This is a genomic window from Streptomyces sp. NPDC029164, from assembly GCF_055563995.1.
The window spans coordinates 173,288-196,019 of sequence record NZ_JBVHWW010000008.1 but is presented as its reverse complement, the minus strand read 5'-3'; the positions used below and the strand labels follow the sequence as shown (position 1 = coordinate 196,019).

The window sequence follows — 22,732 nt, the reverse complement described above, 5'->3', positions numbered from 1 at the left end:
CCGGTGGTTCGGGACTCGGACGGGACTTCGGCGGTGGGGGCGGGCGGTCAGCCGGCGGGCCGCCCCCGGCGGGCACTGCGGGAGATCCGGGGGGCCGCAGCCACGTCCGCGCGGCCGCGCAGCGCGTCGGCCTCGGCGGCCATCGCCGCGACGGTGAGGTTCTCCATGAGCTTCTTCACCCGCAGCTCGACGCCCAGTTCGTCGCGCAGCCGCTTGACGAGCTGCAGGGCGAGCAGGGACTCCCCGCCGAGGTCGAAGAAGTTGTCGTCGGCCCCGATGCCGTCGACGCGCAGGAGCTCCTCCCAGTGCCGGGCGACGATCCGTTCGGTGTCGGTCGACGGGGCGCGGTGGGTGTCGCGGAGGGCGGGCCGCGGCTGCCTTCGCGCATCGGACTCCCCCCGCGTCCGGTCGGGCGGGGCGGCCGTGCGCGCGGCGGGCTCCTGGGCGTTCGCGGCGGGCCGGCGGCCGGCGATGAGCGCATGCGGGATCAGCGGCCGTTCCTCCCGCTCGTCGCTGAGGACCCGCACGTCCTCGAAGCCCTCCGAGGCCAGCAGCTCGCGCCAGCCGGCGGCCGGCAGGACCGGCGAATGCCGGCGCAGGTCGTCGGCGAACGCCCACCACTGCGGGAGCAGCCCCACGGAAAGCTCCGACGCCCAGGGCATCCGTACGGTCTCCAGTGCGTACAGCCGGCCGCCGGGGGCCAGCAGCCGCTGGACGTGGCGTACGCAGTCCCGCAGGTCGGCCGGTATGTGCAGCACGTTGAAGGCGAGCACCACGTCGAAGGGTTCGCCGGGCGCGCCGGGTGCCGGCGGCCGCGTCACGTCGAGCACGCCGAACGACATGAAGTCGATTCCGCGCCGTACGGCCTCGCGCTCGGCCTCGAGCACGAAGGACCGGCCCAGGTCGGTGAGTTGGTAGCGCACTCCGGGAATGCCCCGCAGGGCCTCGGCCACGTCCCAGGTCAGCCGCCCCCGTCCGGCGCCCACCTCCAGGATCCGGAAGGGACGGCCGCCCGCCGCGCGGGCGAGTTCCGCGAGGTGTTCGGCCAGCAGGGTGCGGTAGAGGGCGAAGTCGCCCTCGTCCATGTGGGTTTCGAGCACGGCGGCGGTGAGGTCCGCGCGACCGTCGGGGGTCAGCACGGCGGTGCCGTCCGTGGCGCCGCGCACCACGTCCGCGCAGGCTGCCAGGCAGGTGTCCAGGAGGTCGAGGTCCTTCGCCAGCGACGGGAGCCGCTCGGTCACGGACCGGGTGAGCCGTTCCTGCTCCGCGGCGTCGGTGCCGCTGCCGGTGAACCGCAGTTCGTCGCCTTCCCGGGCCAGTACGCCCGACTCGTGGAGCATGTGCAGCAGGGCGTCGAGCAGTTTGCCGTAGGGCCCGACGGGCCGGAGGTGGCCGATGAGGTCCTCACGGGTGTAGCGGCGGCCCGCCGTGGTGTCCACACCCGCCGTTCGCAGGAACGCGGTGGCGCGCAGCGCGGCGAGCCGGTCGAAGTCGTCGCGCAGTCGCGGCGCCACCGTGGTCACCGCGGTGCTGCGCCGCAGTTCGCGTTCGGCGTCCGCCAGGTCCCGCGCCGGACCCCGGCCGGCGGCGGGGGCGGCCGGGCGGACCTCGTCGAGCCAGTGGCGTTCGCGTGCGAACGGGTAGCCGGGCAGCGGGACACGGCGGCCGTCGGGCCGGTCCGCTCCGTCCTGGCCGCTCTGTCCGTCCCGCGCCGGCCCGGCGCCGAGCTGCCAGAGCCGGCCCAGCGCGGTGAGCAGCACCTGCTGGTCGTGCTGATCGGCGCGCGGGTGGCGCATGGTCTCCACCGTGGGCACGGCGTCGCCGAACTGCATCTGGGCGCAGCGGGTCAGGATCCGGCCCGGTCCGACCTCCACGAGTACGGGTTCCCCGCTCGCGCGCAGTGCCGCCAGTCCGTCGGCGAAGCGCACGGTCCGGCGGGTGTGCCGCAGCCAGTAGTCGGGGCTGGTCGCCTCCGCGTCGGTGATCCACGTACCCGTGACGTTGGAGACGAAGGGCACGGCCGGGGGGCGCAGGGTGATCTTGGCGAGCTCGGCCGCGTAGTCGTCCAGGATGGAGTCGAGCAACCAGGAGTGCACGGCACTGGGGAAGTGGACCCGCTGGTACTCGACGCCGTCGGCGTCCCAGCGCGTCTCCAGTTCCCGGATGTCCTCCTCCGGGCCCGAGACGGTGCACAGGGTGGGGGCGTTGACGGTGGCGAGGGAGACCCGGTCGGTGAGGCAGGCGCCGAGGTCGCGCTCGCCGAGCCGGACGCTCACCGCGACCCCGCCCGCCCGCTCCAGGAGCCACTGCCGCTTGGCGACCAGCGGCAGCATGTCCTCCAGGGACATCACGCCGGCCAGACAGGCGGCCGTGTACTCGCCCGCCGAGTGCCCGATGAGCGACTGCGGGCGGACCCCCCGGGACATCAGCAGGGTGGCGAGGGCGTACTCGGTCGCGACCAGCCCGGGCAGCAGGCTGGAACGGGGCCCTTCCTCACCGCGGTGCAGAGCGGCACGCACGTCGAAGCCCAGGACGGGTTCCAGGATGGCGGCGCAGCGGTCCAGCGTCTCCCGGAAGACCGGCTCGCTCTCGTACAGTCCGCGGCCCATGCCCTCGTACTGCGCGCCGCCGCCCGGGAAGAGGAAGGCGACGGGCCGCTCGGCCGGGCCGTCGGCGGGCGGTGCGGCGGCGTACCCGGGGGCACCGAGGAGCGCGACGGCCTGGTCCCGGTCGCGGCAGACCGCGAACCGGCGGTGCGGGAACGTCCGGCGGCCCGCGCGCAGGGTGTGTGCCACGTCGCCGAGCGCCAGTTCCGGGGTGCGGGCGAGGTGGTCGCCCAGCAGGGCGCCGAGGCGGTCGGCGGCCGCGGCGGACCTGGCCGACCAGCGCAGCAGGACCCAGTCCTCGCCGGGTTCGCGCGCCGGGAGCGCGGGCGGCTCCTCCAGGACGGCGTGCGCGTTCGTCCCGCCGATGCCGAAGGAGCTCACGCCGGCGCGGCGCGGCGTCGGACCGGCCGGCCAAGCGGTGAGGCGGTCCTGGACGCGGAAGGGGGAGGAGCCGAAGTCGATGAGCGGGTTGGGGGACGTGTAGTGGAGCGTGGGCGGAAGCTTCCCGTGCTCCACCGCCAGGGCGGCCTTGATCAGGCCCACCACGCCGGCCGCGGCGTCGGTGTGCCCGACGTTGGTCTTCGCCGAGCCGATGGCGCAGAATCCCGTGCGCTGCGTGCTCTCCGCGAACGCCTGGGTGAGCGCCTGGACTTCGATCGGGTCGCCGACCGGGGTGCCCGTGCCGTGGGCTTCCACATAACCGATCGTGTCGGCGTCGACCTCGGCGGCCGCGTGGGCGGCGAGGACGACCTCGGCCTGGCCCAGCGGGCTGGGCGCGGTGAATCCGACCTTCCGGCTGCCGTCGTTGTTGACCGCGGTGCCCTTGATGACGGCCCGGATGCGGTCGCCGTCGGCCACCGCGTCCGTCAGCCGCTTCAGGACGACCACGGCCGTGGCGTCGCCGGGCACCATGCCCTCGGCCCGCGCGTCGAAGGCACGCAGGTGGCCGTCGGGCGAGAAGGGGCCGTCGGGGGTGTAGCGGTAGCCCCGCTTGGCGGACGGATTGATCGACGAGCCGCCGGCGAGCGCCACGTCACAGCGGTAGGACAGCAGGTCCTGGCAGGCGAGGTGGATCGCGGTGAGCGAGGTGGAGCAGGCCGTCTGGACGGTCAGCGCGGGCCCGGTCAGGTTGAGCGCGTAGGCGACGCGGGTGGCGAAGACGCCGGGGTCGTTGCCCATGGACGCCGACCAGGCGCGCAGCGGGTCGGTGGACTCGTCGAAGCGGGGGCGTACGTGGGACAGGTAGTACCTGCTCTGACTGGCACCGCCGTAGACGCCGATCACCCCGTCGAACTGGTCGGGGTCGTGGCCCGACTGCTCCAGGGCGTGGTGGCAGACCTCCAGGAAGACCCGCTGCTGCGGATCCATCATCTCGGCTTCCTCGGCCCGCAGGCCGAAGAAGTCCGCGTCGAAGAGGTCGGCACCGTCCATCGCCGCGGCGGCCTTGACCAGGTAGGGGTCGTCGAGCGCGGCCGGGTCGCCGCCCGCGGCGAGGTACTCCTCGTCGCCGACCGGCCGCACGGACTCCTCGCCGGCCACCAGGTTGGCCCAGAACGCCTCCACGTCGCGGGCCCCGGGGAAGCGGCCCTCCATCGCGACGACGGCGATGTCCAGGTCCCGCACCGTCTGCAAGTCGTCAGCCATTGCGCTGCGCTCCCTTTCCGTTCCTGTTGGCGGCCCGGCGAGCCATGGCCTTCTGCTGGAGTCCGGCGCGCTGCCGGGCGCGGTCGGCGTTGCCGCTCCGTGCCGCCGGCTCACCGTCGGCGGCGGTGGCCAGGTGCGCGGCGAGCGCGGCCACCGTGGGATGGGCGAACAGGTCCACGACCGGGACCGGGCGGCCGAGCTCCTCGACGAGTCGCTGCTGCAGGGCGATCAGGCTCAGCGAGTGGCCGCCGACGTCGAAGAAGTTGTCCTGGGTGCCGACCCTCTCCAGGCCGAGCACCGCGCACCACGCCTCGGCGATGCGGCGTTCCAGCCCCTCGCCGGGCGCCACGTACGAGGCCGCGCCCGTCGTCCAGGACACCGGGCGCGCGGCCAGCGCGACCCGGTCGATCTTCCCGGACTGGGTGAGCGGCATCTCCTCCAGCGCGACGACGATCGACGGGACCATGTAGTCGGGCAGCGACGAGGCCAGCCACGCCCGCAGCTCCTGGGGTGCGGCGCCGCCGGGGGCGACCGTCACGTAGGCCACCAGCCGCTGATCGCCGGGCCCCTCCTCGCGGACCACGACCGCCGCCTGGACGACGTCCTCGCGGACACTCAACGCGTCCTCGATCTCGCCGAGTTCGACCCGGAAGCCACGGATCTTGACCTGGTCGTCGGCCCGGCCGAGGAACTCCAGTCGGCCGTCGGGACGCCGGCGGGCGAGGTCCCCCGTGCGGTACATGCGGCTGCCGGGCGGACCGTACGGGTCGGCCACGAAGCGCAGTGCGGTGAGGTCGGGGCGGCCCAGGTAGCCGCGGGCCGTGCCCGGGCCCGCCACGTACAACTCGCCGGGCACGCCCGGCGGGAGCAGCCGCAGTCCGGCGTCCAGGACGTGGAGGCGGGTGTTCATCGACGGCGGGCTGATCGGCAGCTCCCCGGTCGCGTCCAGCGGCGGGCTGATCGCGCAGGAGACCGTGATCTCGGTGGGTCCGTAGGAGTTGACCATCCGCCGGCCGTGCGACCACCGCGCGACCAGATCGGCCGGGGTGGCCTCGCCCGCCACGACGATCGTGGTGGACGCCGGCAGGCCGCCCTGCACGGGCAGCATCGCCAGCACCGACGGCGGCAGCGTCACGTGGGTGATGTCGTGGGCGGCGGCCAGCCGGGAGAGCTCGGGTCCGGGCAGCAGTCGCCAGGCGGGGGCCAGGACGAGGGTGCCCCCCGTGAACAGCGCCATGGCGACGTCCCAGAAGGCGGCGTCGAAGCTCGCCGTGGCGAACTGCAGCACCCGGTTGTCCGGTCCGACGGCGCACCGTTCGATCTGGTTGGCGAGCAGGCTGGGGATGCCGGTGTGGCAGACCACCACGCCCTTGGGCCGCCCGGTGGATCCCGAGGTGTAGATGACGTACGCCGGGTGTCCGGGGAGCAGCGGGGTGTGGCGCTCGCCGTCCGTCAGATCGGTGGCGGGCAGGGCCGCCACGCGGGAGGCGGTCTCCGGGGAGTCCAGGAGGAGGGGGGCGGACGTGCCGGGGAGCACGTGGGCGGCCGCGGTGGTCGTCAGCACCTGGGAGGGGCGCGCGTCCTCCAGCATGTAGCGGATGCGGTCGGCGGGATAGTCGGGGTCCACGGGGAGGTAGGCCGCCCCGGCCTTGAAGACGGCGAGCATGCCGACGACCATCTCCAGGGAGCGCGGCACCGCCAGCGCGACCACCTGCTCCGGTCCGACGCCCTGCCCGACGAGGTGGCGGGCGAGCCGGTTGGCACGGGCGTTGAGCTCGGCATAGGTCAGGCTCTCGCCCTCGAAGACGGCGGCCGTCTTGTCCGGGACCAGGGCCGCCTGGTTCTCGAAGAGCGTGGCGGCGGTCGTGTCCGCGATCTCACGCCGCGGCCCCTGCCAGCCCTCCAGCAGGTCCTCCCGCTCTTGGGGGGTGAGGATCTCCAGTCGGCCGACCGGTACGTCCGGAGCGTCGGCCGCCGCCTCCAGCAGCAGCACGAGGCGGGCCAGCAGCCGCTCCGCGGTCCCGCGGTCGAAGAGGTCGCTGCTGTACTGCAGCGAGCAGTCGATGCCGCCGGGCGCCCGGTCCTCCCCGGTGGCCTCCGCGAACACGAAGGACAGGTCGAACCGCGAGGTCTCGGTGTCGCACGGCTGCACGCGGGCGGTGAGGCCGGGCATGCCGGTGATGTCCCGGGCCGGTTCGCGCAGGGCCAGCATCACCTGGAAGAGCGGGTGCCGGGCCAGTGACCGGGGCGGGTTGAGGACCTCCACCAGCCGGTCGAAGGGCAGGTCCTGGTGCGCGTAGGCGGCCAGGTCGGTGCTGCGGACCCGGTCGAGCAGCTCGTTGAAGGTCGGCGAGCCCGAGGTGTCCGTGCGCAGGACGAGGGTGTTGACGAAGCATCCGACGAGCTCGTCCAGCGCCTCGTCGCCGCGGCCCGCGACGGGGGTGCCGAGCGGGATGTCCTCCCCCGCGCCCAGCCGGGTCAGCAGGGCCGCGAGACCGGCGTGGAGCACCATGAAGAGGGTGGCTCCGCGGTCCCGCCCCAGGCGTGTCAGCCGCGTGTGGAGTGCGGAGTCCACCCGGCCGCCCACCGTGGCGCCGCCGTGGCCGGCCGCGAGCGGGCGGGGCCGGTCGGTGGGCAGCGACAGTTCCTCCGGCAGGTCGGCCAGCCGCTCGGTCCAGTGGGCGAGCTGCCGGGCCATCCGGCTGTCGGGGGACCGCTCGTCGCCCAGTACCCGACGCTGCCAGAGGCCGTAGTCGGCGTACTGCACGGGCAGCGGGGCCGGCCAGAGCGGCTCGCGGCCCTCGCACCGCGCCGCGTAGGCGGTGGCGAGGTCCCCGGTGAACGGGGTGACGGACCAGCCGTCCGCGACGATGTGGTGCATCACCACGAGGAGCGTGTGCTCGGCGGGTCCGGTGCGGAACAGGAAGGCCCGCAGCGGAAGCTCGCTCTCCAGCGCGAAGCCCTGGGCCAGGGCCGCCCGCATCCGGTCCGGCTGCTCCTCGGGCGGGCACTCGACGACGACCGTCCCCACCGGGCGGTCGCCCGCGGGCAGGACGTGCTGGTGCGGGACGCCCCCGGTCTGCGGGAAGACCGTACGCAGGCTCTCGTGCCGGTCGATCACGTCTCCCAGGGCGGCGTCGAGCGCCTTCCCGTCGAGCGGACCGGACAGCCGGATCGCCAGCGGGACGTTGTACGTGGCGGAAAGGCCCTCGACCTGGTTGAGGAACCACAGCCTGCTCTGGCTGAAGGACAGCGGCACCCGGTGGGGGCGCGCCGCCGGCAGCAGGGCGGGCACGGCCGAGTCCGCGTCGCCGAGGAGGCCGGCGATCCCGGCGACCGTCGGGTTCTCGAACAGCGCGCCGATGGCGAGTTCCACGCCCAGTTCGGTCCGGATGCGGGAGATGAGCCGGGCGGCGAGCAGCGAGTGTCCGCCCAGGTCGAAGAAGTTGTCCTCGGGACCGACCGCGGGGAGGCCCAGGATCTCGGCGAACAGCGTGCCGACGGTCGCCTCGCGCGAGGTGTCCCCGGCCGCCGCGGGGGTGCCGGCGGAGGCTTCGGAGAAGGCGGCCGCGGGCAGGGCCCGCTGGTCGAGCTTGCCGTTCGCGGTCAGCGGCAGCGCGTCGAGCAGGGCGACGGCGGAGGGGACCATGTGTGCGGGCAGGATCCGCGCCGCGTGCCGGCGCAGCCCGGCCGCGTCGGGCCGCGCGCCGGCCGCCGGCACCACGTACGCCACGAGACGCTTGTCGCCGGGCCGGTCCTCACGGACGACCACGGCGGCCTGGCCGACCTCCGGGTGGCGTTCGAACGCGGCCTCGATCTCGCCGGGTTCGATGCGGAAGCCCCGTATCTTCACCTGGCCGTCCGCCCGCCCGAGGTGGTACAGGCTGCCGTCGTCGAGGACGCACGCCAGGTCGCCGGTACGGTACATCCGGCTGCCGGGGGCGCCGAAGGGGTCGGCCACGAAGCGTTCGGCGGTCAGACCCGGGCGTCCGAGGTAGCCCCGGGCCAGGCCCGGGCCGGCCACGTAGATCTCGCCGGTGGCGCCTTCCGGCACCGGCCGCAGCTCGCGGTCCAGCACGTACACGTCGAGGTCCGGGATCGGCTCGCCGATCACGCTGCCCCGGGCGGCGCGCACCGTCTCGCGGTCGAGGGCGGCGTAGGTGACGTGCACGGTGGTCTCGGTGATGCCGTACATGTTGACCAGGCGCGGCGCGTGGTCGCCGTGGCGGGCGTACCAGTCCTCCAGGCGGTGCGTCTCCAGCGCCTCGCCGCCGAAGACGACGTAGCGCAGCGCCAGCCGCCCCGAGAGGTCCGGGCGTTCCCGCTCGGCCGCGACGAGCTGGTAGAAGGCCGAGGGGGTCTGGTTGAGGACGGTGACGCGTTCCCGGACGAGCAGCCGCAGGAAGTCGGCCGGGGAGCGGCTGGTGTCGAAGGGCACCACGACGAGGCGCCCGCCGTGCAGCAGGGGTCCCCAGATCTCCCACACGGAGAAGTCGAACGCGTAGGAGTGGAAGAGCGTCCACACGTCCTCGGGGCCGAAGCCGAACCAGTGGTCCGTCCGCTGGAAGAGGCGCAGGACGTTGTGGTGGGTGACCGCCACGCCCTTGGGCCGGCCGGTGGAGCCGGAGGTGTAGATGACGTAGGCCAGGCTCTGCGGGCCGGCGCCGGGCGGGCGTTCCCCGGCGCTCAGGCCGGTACCGGGAAGCCCGTTCAGCTCGGCGGTGACCGCCGGGTCGTCCAGGAGCAGCAGGTCCGCGCCGCCGCGCACGCGGTCGGCGCCGGCGGCGTCGGAGAGCACCAGGGCCGGTGCGGCGTCGTCGAGCGTGAACCGCAGGCGGTCCACGGGGTACTGGGGGTCGAGCGGCAGGTAGGCCGCGCCCGTCTTGAGTACGGCGAGCAGCGCGGTCACCAGGTCCGCGCCGCGCGGCAGGGCCAGGGCGGCGAGCCGGCCGGGGCCCAGGCCCCGGCTCAGCAGCAGACGCGCGAGGCGGTTGGCGCGCTCGTTGAGTTGCCGGTAGTCGAGTCGGGTCTCGCCGCTGGTCACCGCGGTGCGGTCGGGCGTGCGTGCGGCCTGCGCCTCGAAGGCCTCGTGGAGGGTGGCGCCGCGCGGTGCGGGGACCGGTGTGGGGCCGGCGGCGGGGCGCGGGGCCGCGGCGGGCACGGGTACCCGGCCGAGCGGGGTGCCGGGGGCCGCTTCGGCGAGGGCGGCGAGGTATCCGGTGAACCGCCGGTGGTGGGCGGCGAGTTCCGCCTCGTCGTAGCGGGTCGGGTTGGCCTCGAAGGCGACGGTGAGGACGCCGGTCTCCGGGTCGTCGCCGACGACGACGGAGAGGTCGTCGATGGGGCCGGGGGCGACCGTGGCGACGGTCGCCCGGCCCTGGGCGAAGTTCAGCTCCCGGTCGTAGTACTTGAAGTTGACCAGCGGACCGGTCAGCTGCCGTCCGACCATGCTGAGGTCGCGCAGGACGTCCTCGCTGCGGTACCGCTGGTGGCGGCGGAGCTCGCGCAACCGCTCGGAGGTGTGCGCCAGCAGGGCGGCGACGGTGATGCCCCGCGGCACCGACAGCCGCAGGGGCAGCACGTTGACGACGACGCCGGGGGTCTTGGCGGCGACGCCCCAGCGTCCGGCCACGGGGATGCCCAGCGTGATGTCCTCGGCCTGCGTCATGCGGTGCAGATAGCCCGCGAGCGCGGCGATCACGAGGTCGGCCCGGTCCTCCCGCTGACCGGCGGGGACGCGGGCGGGGCCGGCGGTGAGGGGGTCGACGGCCGGGCCGTCGAAGGGCCGGCGGGCGAGGGTGACGGCGTCCGGGGCGCCGGCCATCCGCTCGGCCCAGTAGGCGCGGTCGGCCCCGAAGCGTTCGGACGACCGGTAGTCGGCCTCGGCGTCGGCGAGGTCGCCGAGGGCGCCGAACCAGCGCGGGCGGGGCTCGGTCCCGGCCGCCTCGGCGGTGTGGATCTCGGCGGTGCGCGCGGCCAGCAGCTGGAAGCCGTACCCGTCCAGGAGGGCGTGGTGGCAGCGCAGGTACCAGCGGAACCGGTCGGATCCGAGGACGAGCAGGGCGTTGCGGAACAGCGGTCCGCGCAGCAGGTCCACGGTGGTGGCGGCGTCCTCGCGCATCCAGCGGTCGGCGGCGGCCGCCGGGTCGGCCGCGGCGCTCAGGTCGACCACGTCGAGGCAGGGCTCGGCGGCCGTCGGTGCCGGCAGCTGCCAGGGCTGCCCGTCGTGCACGGCGAACCGCATGTTGAGGGCATCGGTTTCGGCCAGCGCGCGCCGCAGCGCCCGCTCGAGGCGGGCCGCGTCGGCGGGGCCTTCGACCTCGACGTACTGGGCGGTGTTGTAGGCCGCGTTGGCAGGATCGACCTGCTGGGCGAACCACACACCGAGCTGGGCTCCGGTGAGCGGCCGGCGCGTCTCTTCCCTGTCACGCATGCTTGAGACTTTCTCCCGGCGAGGACTTACAGGAATCGGTTGGGATCGGTGAAGTCCAGCGGACAGCTGGTCTGCCGGCCGAGGACGATGTCGGCCAGCGCCTCCCCGATGCCGGTGGAGTGCTTGAAGCCGTGGAAGTTGCAGCCGCCGCCGATGACCAGTCGCGGGTCGCCGTGCGGCCGGCCGATGAGGAACTGTCCGTCGGGGGTGCGGGCGAACATGCCGACCTCCGTGCGCGAGGGCGCGGCCCCCATGCCGGGGACGGCCTCGGACAGCAGGCCCGCCACCGCGGTCCAGTCCTCGGGGGTGACTCCGCGGTCACAGTCGTCGGCGGGGGTGACCCGGAAGGCGCTTCCGCCGTCCTCCAGGCCGAGTTTGACGTCGGGGCCGCCGCGGGAACCGTGGCCCCAGATGGCGCCGCGCCCGCCGAGCTCCCGCATGAAGGGCGGCAGCCGGTCGAGGGTGAAGGGCGTGGGGTCGCCTGTCGGCCGGAACCACGTCTGGGGGACGCGCACGGTCTCCAGGGGCAGACCGGGTACGAGCGTGTCGAGCCAGGGGCCCGCCGTCACCACGACCTGGCCGACCCGGAAGTCGCGGACGGGGGTGCGGACCACCGCCCCGTCCGCGGTCGGTTCGACCTCGGTGACCCGGGTGTCGGTGAAGACCCGGGCACCGGCCGCGGCCGCCGCGCCGACGGCGGCCCGGACGGCCTCCTCCGGCCTGATCAGCCCGGCCTCCGGCTCGCGGACCCCGATGTCGCCGTCCTGGAAGGCCGCGTGCTGGGGCAGCCACCGGCTCAGTTCGGCGGCGGTCAGGGTGTCCACGGGCAGGTCGTGCTCCCGGGCGGCCCGCAGCGAACCGCCCGCGATGTGTCCGTCCGCGGGGCCCATGAGGACCGCGCCCACCTGGTCGAAGAGGGTGCGGCCCGTGAGGGTTTCCAGCTGCTGCCACAGCTCCCGCGACCGCTTCGCCAGGGGCACGAGAGCGGGGTGCTCCAGACAGGTGACGCGGAACATCCTGCTGCCGCCGTGCGACGCGCCGAAGGGGTGGCCCAGGCCATACCGCTCGAAGCCGAGCACCCGCACACCGCGCGAGGCCAGCTGCCACAGGGCGGAGGAGCCCCAGGCACCCAGGCCCACCACCGCGACGTCGGCGTCGAGGGCGTGGGTCATACGGTGTGCTCCAGGCCGGTGAACGCGGGCATCACGTGCTCGGCGAAGAGCTTCATGGCGCGCTCGGCGTCCTCGTAGGGCATGTGGCCGGGGTTGAACTGGAGGCTGAGCGTCGGGTCGGCGCCGAACCAGTCGACGAGCACGGCGATCTGCTCGCGCACCTCGTCCGGGGTCCCGGCCAGCACCTTGTTGTCGGCGTGCGACTGCCGGAAGTCGTACTTCTTGACCTTCTCCACGAACTTCTCGTAGCCCTGGTAGGCGTCGCTGCGCGTCCGGCCCCAGCTCGCCACCGCCTCGGCCATGTGCTCGACGTAGTTGACCTCGAACGTCTCGGCGAGATCGAGCGCCGTGGCACGGTCCTCGGCCACGTAGCAGGTGTACTTGATCTGGATGCGCGGGGTGCCCGGGTGGCCGGCCTCCCGCCAGGCCTCGCGGTAGCCCGCCAGCATCGACTGGAGTTGCTCGCGGGAGGTCACGGACGGCACCACCTGGAGGTGGTGGCCGGCACGGCCCGCGGCGGCGCAGGAGTCGGGGCTCATCGCAGAGGCGATGAAGATCGGCGGGTGCGGCTTCTGCACGGTTTCCGGAAGCATCGTGACGGGCCCGAACCGGTGGAAGGAGCCCTCCCACACCACGTCGCGCTCCGACCACAGGCGACGGCAGACCTCGACGCCCTCGGCGAACCGCGCCCGGCTCTCGTCGATGTCGATGCCGAAGGCCTCGAACTCCTGCGGCAGGAAGGCACGGCCGAAGCCCACGTCGAGCCGCCCGTGGGAGAGGTTGTCCAGCATCGCGAGCTTGCCGGCCAGCTTCAGCGGGTGGGTGAATGCGGGGATGACCGCTCCGGTGCCGATGCGGATCCGGCTGGTGCGCGCGGCGGCCGCGGTGAGGAAGGTGACCGGGTCGGGCATGTAGCCGCCGTACGGGGAGAAGTAGTGCTCCACGCACTGCGCGTGCTCGAAGCCGAGCTCCTCGGCCAGGCTCACCAGCCTCAGGGCCTCGTCGAAGTAGTCGCTCGCGCTCTTCTTCGCCGGGTCGACAACGGGAAAGAAATTCACGCCGAATTGCATCATGACTCCGATGGATTACTGATGGATGACATGTTTCGTTCCGCGGGACCATCCCGGGAACTACGGGGAGATGAGCTGCCACCAGGCCTTGAGGCTGGGCGCTGCGGTGAATTCGGCGATGTCGACCTGAAGGCCGTTCCGCTGCCAGCTTGAGACGATACCCATGACGCCGATCGAGTCCATGCCGAGATCCTGGAGATTGACGTCGTCCACCACTTCGGATGGATTGACCCCGAGCCGCTCTGCGAGCATACGCTGCAGCTCAGGCTTGTTCTCCGGAATTACACCCTGGTTACTCAATTTCGCTGCACCGCACCGTTCGGATCCGTCTGACGACTGACTTGAATGGATCCTAGCCGCCACCTCTAAAAAGACTCTTAAGAAGAGCTATTGATGTACTGCGTCGCATCCTAAAGCGTCCGATATTCGCGGTTTCCGAACCTTGGGGCCTCGGTTAACATCACCAAAATATCAGCCTCGGAAGCCGTCGTTTGCGATGGCTGGAGAAAAGGACCTAAAATGCTTGACGGATGCGTTCCCTGGCCTGAGGCCACCGCGGCGGCATACCGGGAGGCCGGGTACTGGCGAGGGGAGACGTTGGGGCAGCTGCTGCGCGGCTGGGCGGCCGCGTACGGCGGCCGGACCGCCCTCGTCGGCGGCGACCGGCGTGTCACGTACGCCGAGCTCGACGCGTGGGCGGACCGGCTCGCGGCGGGCTTCGCCTCGCGCGGCATCCGGCCGGGCGACCGGATCGTGGTCCAGCTCCCCAACACCCCGGAGTTCGTCGCCGTCTGCTTCGGTCTCTTTCGGCTCGGCGCACTGCCCGTCTTCGCGCTCCCCGCGCACCGGCACAACGAGATCAGCCACCTGTGCGCGCACTCCGGCGCCGCCGCCTACGTGGTGCCCGACGTCCACCAGGGCTTCGACCACCGCGAACTGGCCACGGAGGTCCTCGCCTCGGTGCCGACCCTGCGCGAGGTGTTCGTCCTCGGTGACCCCGGCCCCCACAGCTCACTGGACGAGCTGTGGGCGACCGGGGCCCCGGTCCCGGCCCAGGACGCGCCGGCCGGCGCGGACCCGGCGGACGCCGCCTTCTTCCTGCTGTCCGGCGGCACGACCGCGCTCCCCAAGCTGATCCCGCGGACCCACGAGGACTACGGCTACCAGATCCGCGCGGCCTCGGAGGTCTGCGAGCTCGACGGCGACACCGTCTACCTCGCCGTCCTGCCGATCGAGTTCAACTTCACCTGGGGCTGCCCGGGCGTGCTGGGCACCCTGAGCAAGGGCGGCACGGTCGTGCTGGCCAGGACGCCCAACCCCGACGAGTGCTTCGCGCTCATCGAGCGGGAGCGGGTCACCATGACCTCGTGCGTGCCGACCATCGCCCACATGTGGCTGGACGCCGCCGAGTGGAGCGAGCGGGACCTGAGCAGTCTCCAGGTCCTGCAGATCGGCAGCGCCAAACTCCACCCCGAGGTGGCCGCACGCGTCACCCCGACCCTCGGCTGCCGGCTCCAGCAGGTGTTCGGGATGGCCGAGGGCCTGCTGACCTTCACCCGCTACGACGACCCCCTCGACCGGGTGCTCACCACCCAGGGCCGGCCCATCTCCCCCGCGGACGAGATCCGCGTGGTGGACACCGAGGGCCGCCCCGTCGCCCACGGCGAGACCGGGGAGCTGCTGACCCGCGGGCCGTACACCCTGCCCGGCTACTACCGGGCCGAGGAGCACAACGCCCGCGCCTTCACCGAGGACGGCTTCTACCGCAGCGGTGACCTCGTGCGCCTCACCGACGATGGGGACATGGTCGTCCAGGGCCGGGTCAAGGACGTCATCATCCGAGGCGGCGACAAGGTCTCGGCGACCGAAGTGGAGCGGCACGTCACCGCCGCGCACGAGGGGATCCAGCAGGCGGCGGTGGTGGCGATGCCCGACGAGCTCATGGGCGAGCGCGTGTGCGCCTTCATCGTCCCCGCCGGTGAACCGCCCCGCCTACCCGAGCTCAAGCGCCTGCTGCGGGCCCGCGGACTGGCGGAGTACAAGCTCCCGGACCGCCTCGAGGTGATCGACGCCTTCCCCCTGACGGGACTGCGCAAGGTCGACAAGAAGGCGCTGTCCGCGGAACTCGCGCAGCGCATGGCCACCGCCGGCTGACAGCCGGGCCCGGCCCGCACCGGGCCGGGACGACATCGGCCGTACGGCCACGAACGCCCGCGTGCCCCACACCGCCGGCCCCGTCACGCGGGCACCCATCAGCCCACGTCCCGCACGGTGCGGGACGCCTTTCAGTCATGGGGGTACCTCCGCATGCAGCAACGCTACGCCGTGCCGGGCGGCCGTCGAGGCAGCGTCATCGGCGAACGCGAACTGGACGTCCTGGGGCAGCTCGTGTCCTCCGGCGCCACGCTCTCCGCCGGGGGGTGGCGGGAGGCCTTCGAGGAAGCCTTCGCCCGCTACGTCGGCGCCCGGCACGCCCTGTCGGTGACGAGCGGGACCGTGGCCCTGGAAATCGCCATCCGGCTGCTGGACCTGGCGCCGGGCGACGAGGTCGTGGTGACACCGCAGACCTTCCAGGCCAGCATCCAGCCGCTCCTCGACCTGAACGTCGAGGTCAGGTTCTGCGACATCGACCCGCTCACCCTGAACATGGACCCGGCCGCGCTGGAACCGTTGCTCACCGACCGGACCCGGGCGGTGATCCTGGTCCACTACGGCGGCTGCCCGGCCGACATGGACGCCGTCATGAAGCTCACCCGGCCCCGCGGGATCACGGTGATCGAGGACAGCGCCCACGCGCTCGGCGCCGACTACCACGGCCGCCGGCCCGGCTCGCTGGCCGACATCTCGACCTTCAGCTTCCACTCCACCAAGAACATCACCACCCTCGGCGAGGGCGGCATGATCACCCTGGAGCGCGACGACTGGGCGGAGCGGGTGGGCCGCTACCGCAACAACGAGGTGGACGGCGACTACGTCCGGCACGGGGCGGACCCCGCGGCGGCGCCGGCCGCGCTGCCGTGGATGATGTTCGCCGACGAGATCTACGACCGCGCCTGTTCCGGCATCCGCAACGCCGGCACGAACGCCACGATGTCCGAGGCGGCGGCCGCGGTGGGTCTGGCCCAACTCGACCGCCTCGACGAGCTGGTGGAACGCCGCCGGCTGATCGCCCGCCGGCTGGACGAGGTCGTCTCGGCGTTCCCGCAGGCCCGGCCGCTCGCCGTACCGGAGGGCGTCCGGCACGCCTACCACCTCTACACCTTCCTCGTACACGACCGCGAGATGCGCGACGCGCTGCTGCGCGAGCTCGACGAGCGGGGCGTGGAGGTCCAGCTGCGCTACTTCCCCCTGCACCTGACGCCGGAGTGGCGCTTCCGCGGACACGGTCCCGGCGAGTGCCCGGTCGCGGAACGGCTCTGGTTCGAGCAGCACATGAACCTGCCCTGCCACCCGGGACTGCTGGACTCCCAGGTCGATCACCTCGTCGACGCCCTGACCGCCGCCCTCACCGCCGTCACGGGCGCGACCCCGAACCCCGGCGGCGCCGCGGCCGCCGCCGTCTGAACAGACAGGACCCACCATGCCATTCATCGAGGTCAAGATCTTCGAACAGCGCCTCACCGAACAGACCGAACGGGAGCTGGTCGAACAGCTCACCCAGGCGACGGTGAACGTGTTCGGTGAGGAAATCCGGGACCAGACGTGGATCGTCCTCACCCCGGTCCCCGCCCATCTCTGGGGCATCGGCGGCAGCACCCGCCCCCGGCCCGCCGCGCAGGAGGAGGAGCCCCGGTCATGACGGCACCACGCGCCGAAACGAGCCGGTGGAGGCTGCTGAGCATGGGGTTGCCGCCCCTGCTCGGTCTGGCGTTCGTCGGTATGACGCTCATCGTCAACGCCCCGGTCTCGCCCGCGCGGACCGAGGCGTACAAGGCGGTGGCACCCGTCGCCGACACCTACTTCCGGCAGAGCTGGATGCTCCTCGCGCCGTACTCGGTGGACTACAACGGCGAGGTCTTCTACCAGGTCGAGTACGAGAACGCGGCCGGCACGCACACCACCGAGCCGGCGTCGCTGTCCCGCAAGATGGCCGGCACCGCGCGCGAGATCCGCCTCGCGCCGAACCGCATGGGCGCGGTCGGCCTGTACCTCGGCGTCGAGCAGGGCAGCCTGCACGAGAAGGAGGCCGCCGTCGACGAGGCGCGCAGGAAGGCCCTCTCCGACTTCTCCGGTCAGCAGAGCGAGCTGACGGCCCTGCGGGAGGCGGCGAAGAAGGACGCGGCCACCGTCCTGTCGCCGTTGGTGGACGAACTCCACCTGGACGGCAGGATCACCCGGCTGCGCGCCTACTACACGTACACGCCCGTGCAGCGCTTCGCCGCACGCCACTCGCCCGAGCAGCCTCGCCCCGAGGTGTTCACCGACCTCGGATGGTTCGACTACCAGCCTGGAGCCCAGCCATGGACAAGCTGAAGAAGTTCGCCGCGCGTGCGCTGCGCGGTGTCTCCAGCCATCCGAAGTACCTCGTCGGCCTCTCGCTCTGCCGCATCCTGCTGGGCCTGAGCACCACGCTGTACTACGTCTCCAACATCCCCTACCGGGAGTTCCTCTGGGGGCCGGAAGGCTACTCCGGCTTCGCGGGCTTCAAGGCCCTGGTCGAGGAGAAGCACATCTTCTCGCTGTACGCGCTCAGCGACAGCGGCACCTGGTTCAACCTCGTGTTCTTCGCCGGGCTGGTGGTCTCCCTCGCGTGGACGGTGCTCGGCTCGCGCAGCCTGACGATCGTGCACGCGGTGTTCATGACCTCCATCCACCACCGCAACTACACCTTGTGGGAAGGCGGCGACGCACTCACCGGCATCGTGCTGATCCTGCTGATGGGCGCCACGGTCAACGCCCGCTTCAGCCCCCTGGCGAAGGGCGTCCGCGCCCGGCTGGAGCAGCGCGCCGGCCGGCCGCACCTGCGCACCTCGCTGCACAACACGGCGGCCGTGCTGATCGTCTTCCAGGCGTGCGTGGTCTACGTCGTCTCCGCCCTGTGGAAGGTGGCCGCGCCGCAGTGGCAGGAGGGCACGGCGCTGTACTACATCAGCAACGTCTGGCAGTACACGTACAGCTCGGCCTTCCCCCAGCTGATGGACAGCGTGGTGCTGACGACGCTGGTCACCTACTTCGTCATCGTCGTGCAACTGCTCGTCCTTCCGGCGGCGTTCACCTCACGTCGCTGGCTGCGTGAGGGGGTCGTCCTGGGCATCGCGGGGATGCACATCGGCATCATGGCCGGCATGGGCCTGATGTCGTTCGGCCTCGTCATGATGGCCGTCGACGCCGTGATCCTGCGCGACGCCGACTACGAGGCGCTCTTCCGGCGCGTCCGGCCGTGGCGCGAGCGCCTGGCGGTACGGCGCGAGCGCGAGGCGCCCACGGACAAGGCCGGGGAACCCGCGGCCAAGGAGCTGAGCGCGGCCTGAGTCCGCGTCCCGGAACAGCCGAGAGCCCGACAGGTCGTCCGACCTGTCGGGCTCTCGGCGTCTGCGGGACGCGGTGTGATCAGCGCGGTGTGATCAGACCATGCCTCCGGTCACGCGCAGGTTCTGGCCGCTGACGAAGCCGCCGTCCGGGCCGCAGAGGAAGGCCACCACGCCGGCGATGTCCGCGGGCTCGCCGATCCGGCCCAGCGGCGTCATCTTGACGGCCAGCTCCATGCCCTCCTGGGTGATGTTGGCCCGCAGCAGCTCGGTGTCGGTGGCACCGGGCGAGATCGCGTTGACCGTGATGCCGCGCGGGCCGAGCTCCTGGGCCGCCACGCGGGTGTACTGCTCGACGGCCGCCTTGCTGCCCGCGTGCAGCGCCACGCCGGGCACCGGCAGCGCGGTGTTGGCGGTCGAGAGGTTGATGACGCGGCCGCCGTCGTTCATCAGCCGCGACGCCTCCTGGAGGGCGAAGAACACGGCACGGGCGTTGACCGCCATCGCCCCGTCGAACTGCTCCTCCGTCGTCGCGTCGATGCGCGTCGCGGTGGCCGCCGCCGCGGCATTGTTCACGAGGATGTCCAGACCGCCCAGGAGCCGGTGTGCCTCCCGCACGGTGCGGCGCACCTCGGCGACCTCGGTGAGGTCCACGCGGATGGCGTGCGCGGTGCGGCCCGCGGCCTCGACGGCCGCCACGACCTCCTTGGCCTGCGCCTCCCGCTCGCGGTAGGTGAAGGCCACGTCGGCGCCTTCTGCGGCGAGCCGCTCGACGACCCCGCGGCCGATGCCGCGCGAGCCTCCGGTGACCAGCGCCTTCTTCTGGGAGAGAGTCACGATGTGTCCTAGGTGTGCGAAAACGGGTGTGACGAGGCGGGAGCCGGCCGCCTCAACCGGGTCAGGCGGACGCCCGGACCTCGAGGTACGCGGGGTCCGGGGGGATGGACGACAGGTCGGCGGCGAACCGGACCAGGCGGTCCTCGCGGGAGATCTCGTCGAAGCCGTTGAACTTGAAGGAGACGTACATCATCCGGTTGCGGTCGGTCGGCACGAAGTCCGCGATCAGACGGGCGCCCGCGTCCCGGGCCCGCCGCTTGACGTGGTTGATCAGGACGGTGCCCACGCCGCGCGACATCACCCGGCAGGACATCAGCAGGAGCCGGAGGTGCCAGTCCTCCTCGCCGGTCTCGACCAGGGCCAGTCCGATGGTTCCGTACGGGCCGTACCGGTCGGTCAGGGAGGCGGTCAGCAGGAGGTGGCGGTCCGAGGTGCGGAAGGCATCGAGCTCCTCGTAGGAGTAGGTGACGCCGGTCGTGTTCAACTGGTTGGTGCGGACGGTGAGTTCCTCGGCGCGCTGGAGGTCGGCCGCGCCCGCGGGAGTGATCTCGAACCGCATGCCCAGGCCGGCCAGGAACTCGTCCTGGGCGCCGTCGAACTTCTCCTCGGATTCCTTGCGGACCTGGTCCGCCCGGTACATCTCGCGGCGGCGCCGGGAGTCCTCCGTGGCGAACCGCGGCATCAGTTCCGGCATCCGCGTCAGTTCGGGCAGCACGGCGACGTCCAGGCAGCGCACCTGCGGCAGTTCGAAGGAGACCTCGTCCCGCTCGAAGGGCTGGTCGTCGATGAAGGCGATCGCGTCCAGGCCGATGTTCAGCGCCTCGGCCACGGAGCGCAAGGACGCGGACTTGGCACCCCAGTTGATCTGCGGGTGCAGGAAGTACTCGGCCAGGCCGAGCTCCTCGAGCCGGGCCATGGCCGCCGCGTGGTCGTTGCGGCTGGCGATCGAGTGGAGGACGCCGCGCGCGTCGAGGGTGCGGATCGTGTCGGCGACGCCGGGCAGCAGCGTGACCTGCTCGTCCTCCAGGAGCACACCGTCCCAGACGGTGTTGTCCAGGTCCCACACGACGCACTTCACGGTCTTGCGGGTCTCGCTCACAGGGCACGCTCCCGCAGAGCGGCCTGCGCCAGGTAGTCCTGCTGCACTTGGGTGCTTCCTTCGATGATTTCCATGACCTTCGCGTCCCGCAGCATGCGCTGGGCCGGGTGGCCCTCCGCGCAGCCCGCGGCCCCGAAGATCTGTACGGTGTCCGCCGCCGCGCGGAACGCCTTGACCGAGCTGAAGTACTTGGCCATCCAGGTCGCGTCCACGGTCGCCGGGTCGCCGGCGTCCTTCAGCCGGCCCGCCCGCAGACACAGCAGCCGGGCCGCGGTCGTGTCGGTGACCATGTCGGCGATCATGCGGCGCACCAGCTGGTGCTCGCCCAGGGGCTTGCCGAACTGGACGCGCTCGTCCGCGTGCGCCATGGACGCGTCCGCGCACGCGGCGAGCAGGCCGACGCACCCCCACGCCACGCTGTACCGGCCGATGTCGAGCGCGCTGGTGGCCACCGCGGCCAGACCGAATCCGGGCCGTCCCACGACGGCGTCGGCCGGCACCCGGCAGTCCTCCATCCGCAGCTCGGCGAGGAGGGAGGCCCGGGTGCCCAGCATGCCGGTGACGGGCACGACCTCCAGCCCGGGCGCGTCGCGTCCGACGAGGAACGCGGTGATCTGACCGTCCAGGCGGGCGAACACCAGGTAGACGTCCGCCCGCTGCCCGAAGGTGGTCCACATCTTGTGCCCGGTCAGGGTGTAGCCGCCCGCCGGCAGGCGTTCCGCGGTGGTGCGCAGCCGCCCGGCGTCGCTGCCGGCTTCGGGCTCGGAGAGGCCGAAGGCGCCGACGCTCTCGCCACTCGCGAGGCGGGGCAGCCAGTGGGCGCGCTGCCGCTCGCTGCCCCAACGGGTCACCGCGTGCACCACCATGCTGTGCACGGTCAGCAGGCTGCGCATCGACGAACAGCCGTAGCCGACCGCCTCGTTCAGCAGACCGAAGGAGACCGCGTCGAGCCCGGCGCCGCCGTACTCCCGGGGCACCAGTGCGCCGAGGTGGCCGCGCGCGGCGAATCCGGTGACGGCCTCCTCGGGCACGGCCTGGTTCTCGTCCCATGATCCGGCGTACGGAGCGATGTCCTGTGCCACGTAGGACCGGGCTTCCGCGAACAGGCTCTCCTGCCGTGCCGTCAACTGCATCGTGCGTCCCCCGTGGCCGTCAGGCGGCATGCCCGGCCGTCGCCTTGCGCGCCACGAAGGCGGCCACGGCGTCCACGCTGCGGAAGTTGTCCATCTCCAGGTCGTCGTCGGCGACCGGGGTCGCCAGCTCGCTCTCGACGAACATCACCAGTTGCATGATGAAGAGCGAGTTGACGTACCCGGAGGCGAACAGGTCGTCGCTGTCGGCGAGCTCGCGGTTGCGCACGTACTTGCCGATGAATTCCCTGGTGGCGGACTTGATGGCGTCCATCGGGACCTCTCTGTGATGGTGTGCGGTGGGAAGAAGCAAAAAGAAGGAGGCGGGGCGGGCCCGGTCAGGCGGTGGCCCGGCCGCCGTAGTCGTAGAAACCGCGACCGCTCTTGCGTCCGTGCAGGCCCGCGTGGACCATCCGCTGCAGCAGCGGGCACGGCCGGTACTTGCTGTCGGCGAAGCTCGCGTACAGGCCCTCGATCGAGAGCAGGATCGTGTCCAGTCCGATCAGGTCGGCCGTCTCCAGCGGTCCCATCGTGTGGCCGAAGCAGGTCACGAAGATCCGGTCGATGTCCTCTGCGGTGCTCACACCGTCCTGGAGGAGGAAGACCGCCTCGTTGATGGTCAGCATGAGGACGCGGTTGGACACGAAGCCGGGCGCGTCGTTCACGACGATGCCCTCCTTGCCCATCGCCGCGAGCAGCCGCCGCGTGGTGTCGATGGTCGCCTCCGAGGTGTGGTGCCCCCGGATCACCTCGACGACCGGCTTCTGCGTGACCGGGTTCATGAAGTGGGTGCCGATGACCCGGTCCGGGCGCGACACCGAGCCGCCGACCTTGGTGATCGGGATGCACGAGGTGTTCACCGCGAAGACCGCGTGCTCCGGGCAGAGCTGGTCGATCTCCGCGTACACCCGCTGTTTCGTCTCCCAGTCCTCGGTGACGTTCTCGATGACGAAGTCCACCTCGGTGAACCCGCTGTAGTCGGTGGTGAAGGTGATGCGCTTCAGTACCTCGGCCACCGGCACCACCGGTCCGCCGGCGCCCAGCAGCCGCTGGAAGCGGACCTTCTGCTCGATGGCGGTGCGGGCCCCCGTCAGCGCCTCCTCGGATATGTCGACGAGGATGACGTCCAGTCCGTTCTGGGCCAGTACCTGGGCCACCTCGCGGCCCATCACCCCGGCGCCGGCCACGCCGACCGTACGCAGTGCTTCCACGTTCTCCTCCATGCCTATGTCGTTGCGTTCGCCCTCCGCAGGGGCCACCGGACGGCCGGCCG

15 protein-coding genes are annotated in these 22,732 nt (G+C 72.4%); 5 read left to right on the top strand and 10 right to left on the bottom strand.

Annotation, left to right across the window (positions count from 1 at the left end; translation table 11 throughout):
- Positions 1-47: 47 nt before the first annotated feature.
- The 5 genes from ACZ4VT_RS10720 to ACZ4VT_RS10700 all read right to left on the bottom strand — a co-directional run bounded on the left by ACZ4VT_RS10720 (position 48) and on the right by ACZ4VT_RS10700 (position 13,177).
- Positions 48-4,250: a type I polyketide synthase gene (locus tag ACZ4VT_RS10720; protein ID WP_467948388.1), complete on the bottom strand. Its 4,203-nt coding sequence runs from the start codon at positions 4,248-4,250 to the stop codon at positions 48-50.
- The gene (locus tag ACZ4VT_RS10715) at positions 4,243-10,683 is read right to left on the bottom strand and encodes an amino acid adenylation domain-containing protein (RefSeq protein ID WP_467948386.1); all 6,441 of its coding nucleotides are present in this window, start codon (positions 10,681-10,683) and stop codon (positions 4,243-4,245) included. The genes ACZ4VT_RS10720 and ACZ4VT_RS10715 overlap by 8 nt, the downstream gene beginning before the upstream one ends.
- A gap of 26 nt (positions 10,684-10,709) precedes the next feature.
- Positions 10,710-11,855 (bottom strand): N-methyl-L-tryptophan oxidase, encoded by a 1,146-nt coding sequence (solA, locus tag ACZ4VT_RS10710; protein ID WP_467948384.1) that lies wholly within the window; start codon positions 11,853-11,855, stop codon positions 10,710-10,712.
- Positions 11,852-12,913 carry an LLM class flavin-dependent oxidoreductase gene (locus ACZ4VT_RS10705; protein WP_467948383.1) on the bottom strand — a complete coding sequence of 354 codons (1,062 nt, stop codon included), beginning with the start codon at positions 12,911-12,913 and terminating at the stop codon, positions 11,852-11,854. The genes solA and ACZ4VT_RS10705 overlap by 4 nt, the downstream gene beginning before the upstream one ends.
- A gap of 72 nt (positions 12,914-12,985) precedes the next feature.
- Positions 12,986-13,177, bottom strand: a complete 192-nt coding sequence (locus tag ACZ4VT_RS10700; RefSeq protein WP_467948381.1) for a phosphopantetheine-binding protein — start codon at positions 13,175-13,177, stop codon at positions 12,986-12,988.
- Positions 13,178-13,444: 267 nt separating this feature from the next.
- Here ACZ4VT_RS10700 and ACZ4VT_RS10695 point away from each other — a divergent pair, with 267 nt between their 5' ends.
- From ACZ4VT_RS10695 to ACZ4VT_RS10675, 5 genes are all read left to right on the top strand, one after another.
- A complete protein-coding gene (locus tag ACZ4VT_RS10695) occupies positions 13,445-15,079 on the top strand; it encodes a (2,3-dihydroxybenzoyl)adenylate synthase (protein ID WP_467948380.1) in 1,635 nt (544 codons plus the stop codon).
- Between the two features lie 153 nt (positions 15,080-15,232).
- Positions 15,233-16,489, top strand: coding sequence for a DegT/DnrJ/EryC1/StrS family aminotransferase (locus ACZ4VT_RS10690; protein ID WP_467948378.1), 1,257 nt, complete (start codon positions 15,233-15,235; stop codon positions 16,487-16,489).
- A 16-nt stretch (positions 16,490-16,505) separates the two neighbouring features.
- Positions 16,506-16,724, top strand: coding sequence for a tautomerase family protein (locus ACZ4VT_RS10685; RefSeq protein WP_362804437.1), 219 nt, complete (start codon positions 16,506-16,508; stop codon positions 16,722-16,724).
- Positions 16,721-17,398 carry a DUF5819 family protein gene (locus tag ACZ4VT_RS10680; protein WP_467948377.1) on the top strand — a complete coding sequence of 226 codons (678 nt, stop codon included), beginning with the start codon at positions 16,721-16,723 and terminating at the stop codon, positions 17,396-17,398. Before ACZ4VT_RS10685 ends, ACZ4VT_RS10680 begins: the two co-directional genes overlap by 4 nt.
- Entirely contained in the window at positions 17,386-18,396 is a 1,011-nt protein-coding gene (locus ACZ4VT_RS10675; protein WP_467948375.1) for a hypothetical protein, read from the top strand. Before ACZ4VT_RS10680 ends, ACZ4VT_RS10675 begins: the two co-directional genes overlap by 13 nt.
- Positions 18,397-18,489: 93 nt before the next feature.
- Here ACZ4VT_RS10675 and ACZ4VT_RS10670 read toward each other — a convergent pair whose 3' ends face one another.
- From ACZ4VT_RS10670 to ACZ4VT_RS10650, 5 genes are all read right to left on the bottom strand, one after another.
- A complete protein-coding gene (locus tag ACZ4VT_RS10670) occupies positions 18,490-19,230 on the bottom strand; it encodes an SDR family oxidoreductase (protein WP_467948374.1) in 741 nt (246 codons plus the stop codon).
- A gap of 61 nt (positions 19,231-19,291) precedes the next feature.
- Positions 19,292-20,329 carry an HAD-IIIC family phosphatase gene (locus ACZ4VT_RS10665; RefSeq protein WP_467948373.1) on the bottom strand — a complete coding sequence of 346 codons (1,038 nt, stop codon included), beginning with the start codon at positions 20,327-20,329 and terminating at the stop codon, positions 19,292-19,294.
- A complete protein-coding gene (locus ACZ4VT_RS10660) occupies positions 20,326-21,462 on the bottom strand; it encodes an acyl-CoA dehydrogenase family protein (protein ID WP_467948371.1) in 1,137 nt (378 codons plus the stop codon). The genes ACZ4VT_RS10665 and ACZ4VT_RS10660 overlap by 4 nt, the downstream gene beginning before the upstream one ends.
- Before the next feature lie 19 nt (positions 21,463-21,481).
- The gene (locus tag ACZ4VT_RS10655; RefSeq protein ID WP_467948369.1) at positions 21,482-21,733 is read right to left on the bottom strand and encodes an acyl carrier protein; all 252 of its coding nucleotides are present in this window, start codon (positions 21,731-21,733) and stop codon (positions 21,482-21,484) included.
- Positions 21,734-21,797: 64 nt separating this feature from the next.
- Positions 21,798-22,682, bottom strand: a complete 885-nt coding sequence (locus ACZ4VT_RS10650; RefSeq protein WP_467948367.1) for a 3-hydroxyacyl-CoA dehydrogenase family protein — start codon at positions 22,680-22,682, stop codon at positions 21,798-21,800.
- Positions 22,683-22,732 lie beyond the last annotated feature (50 nt).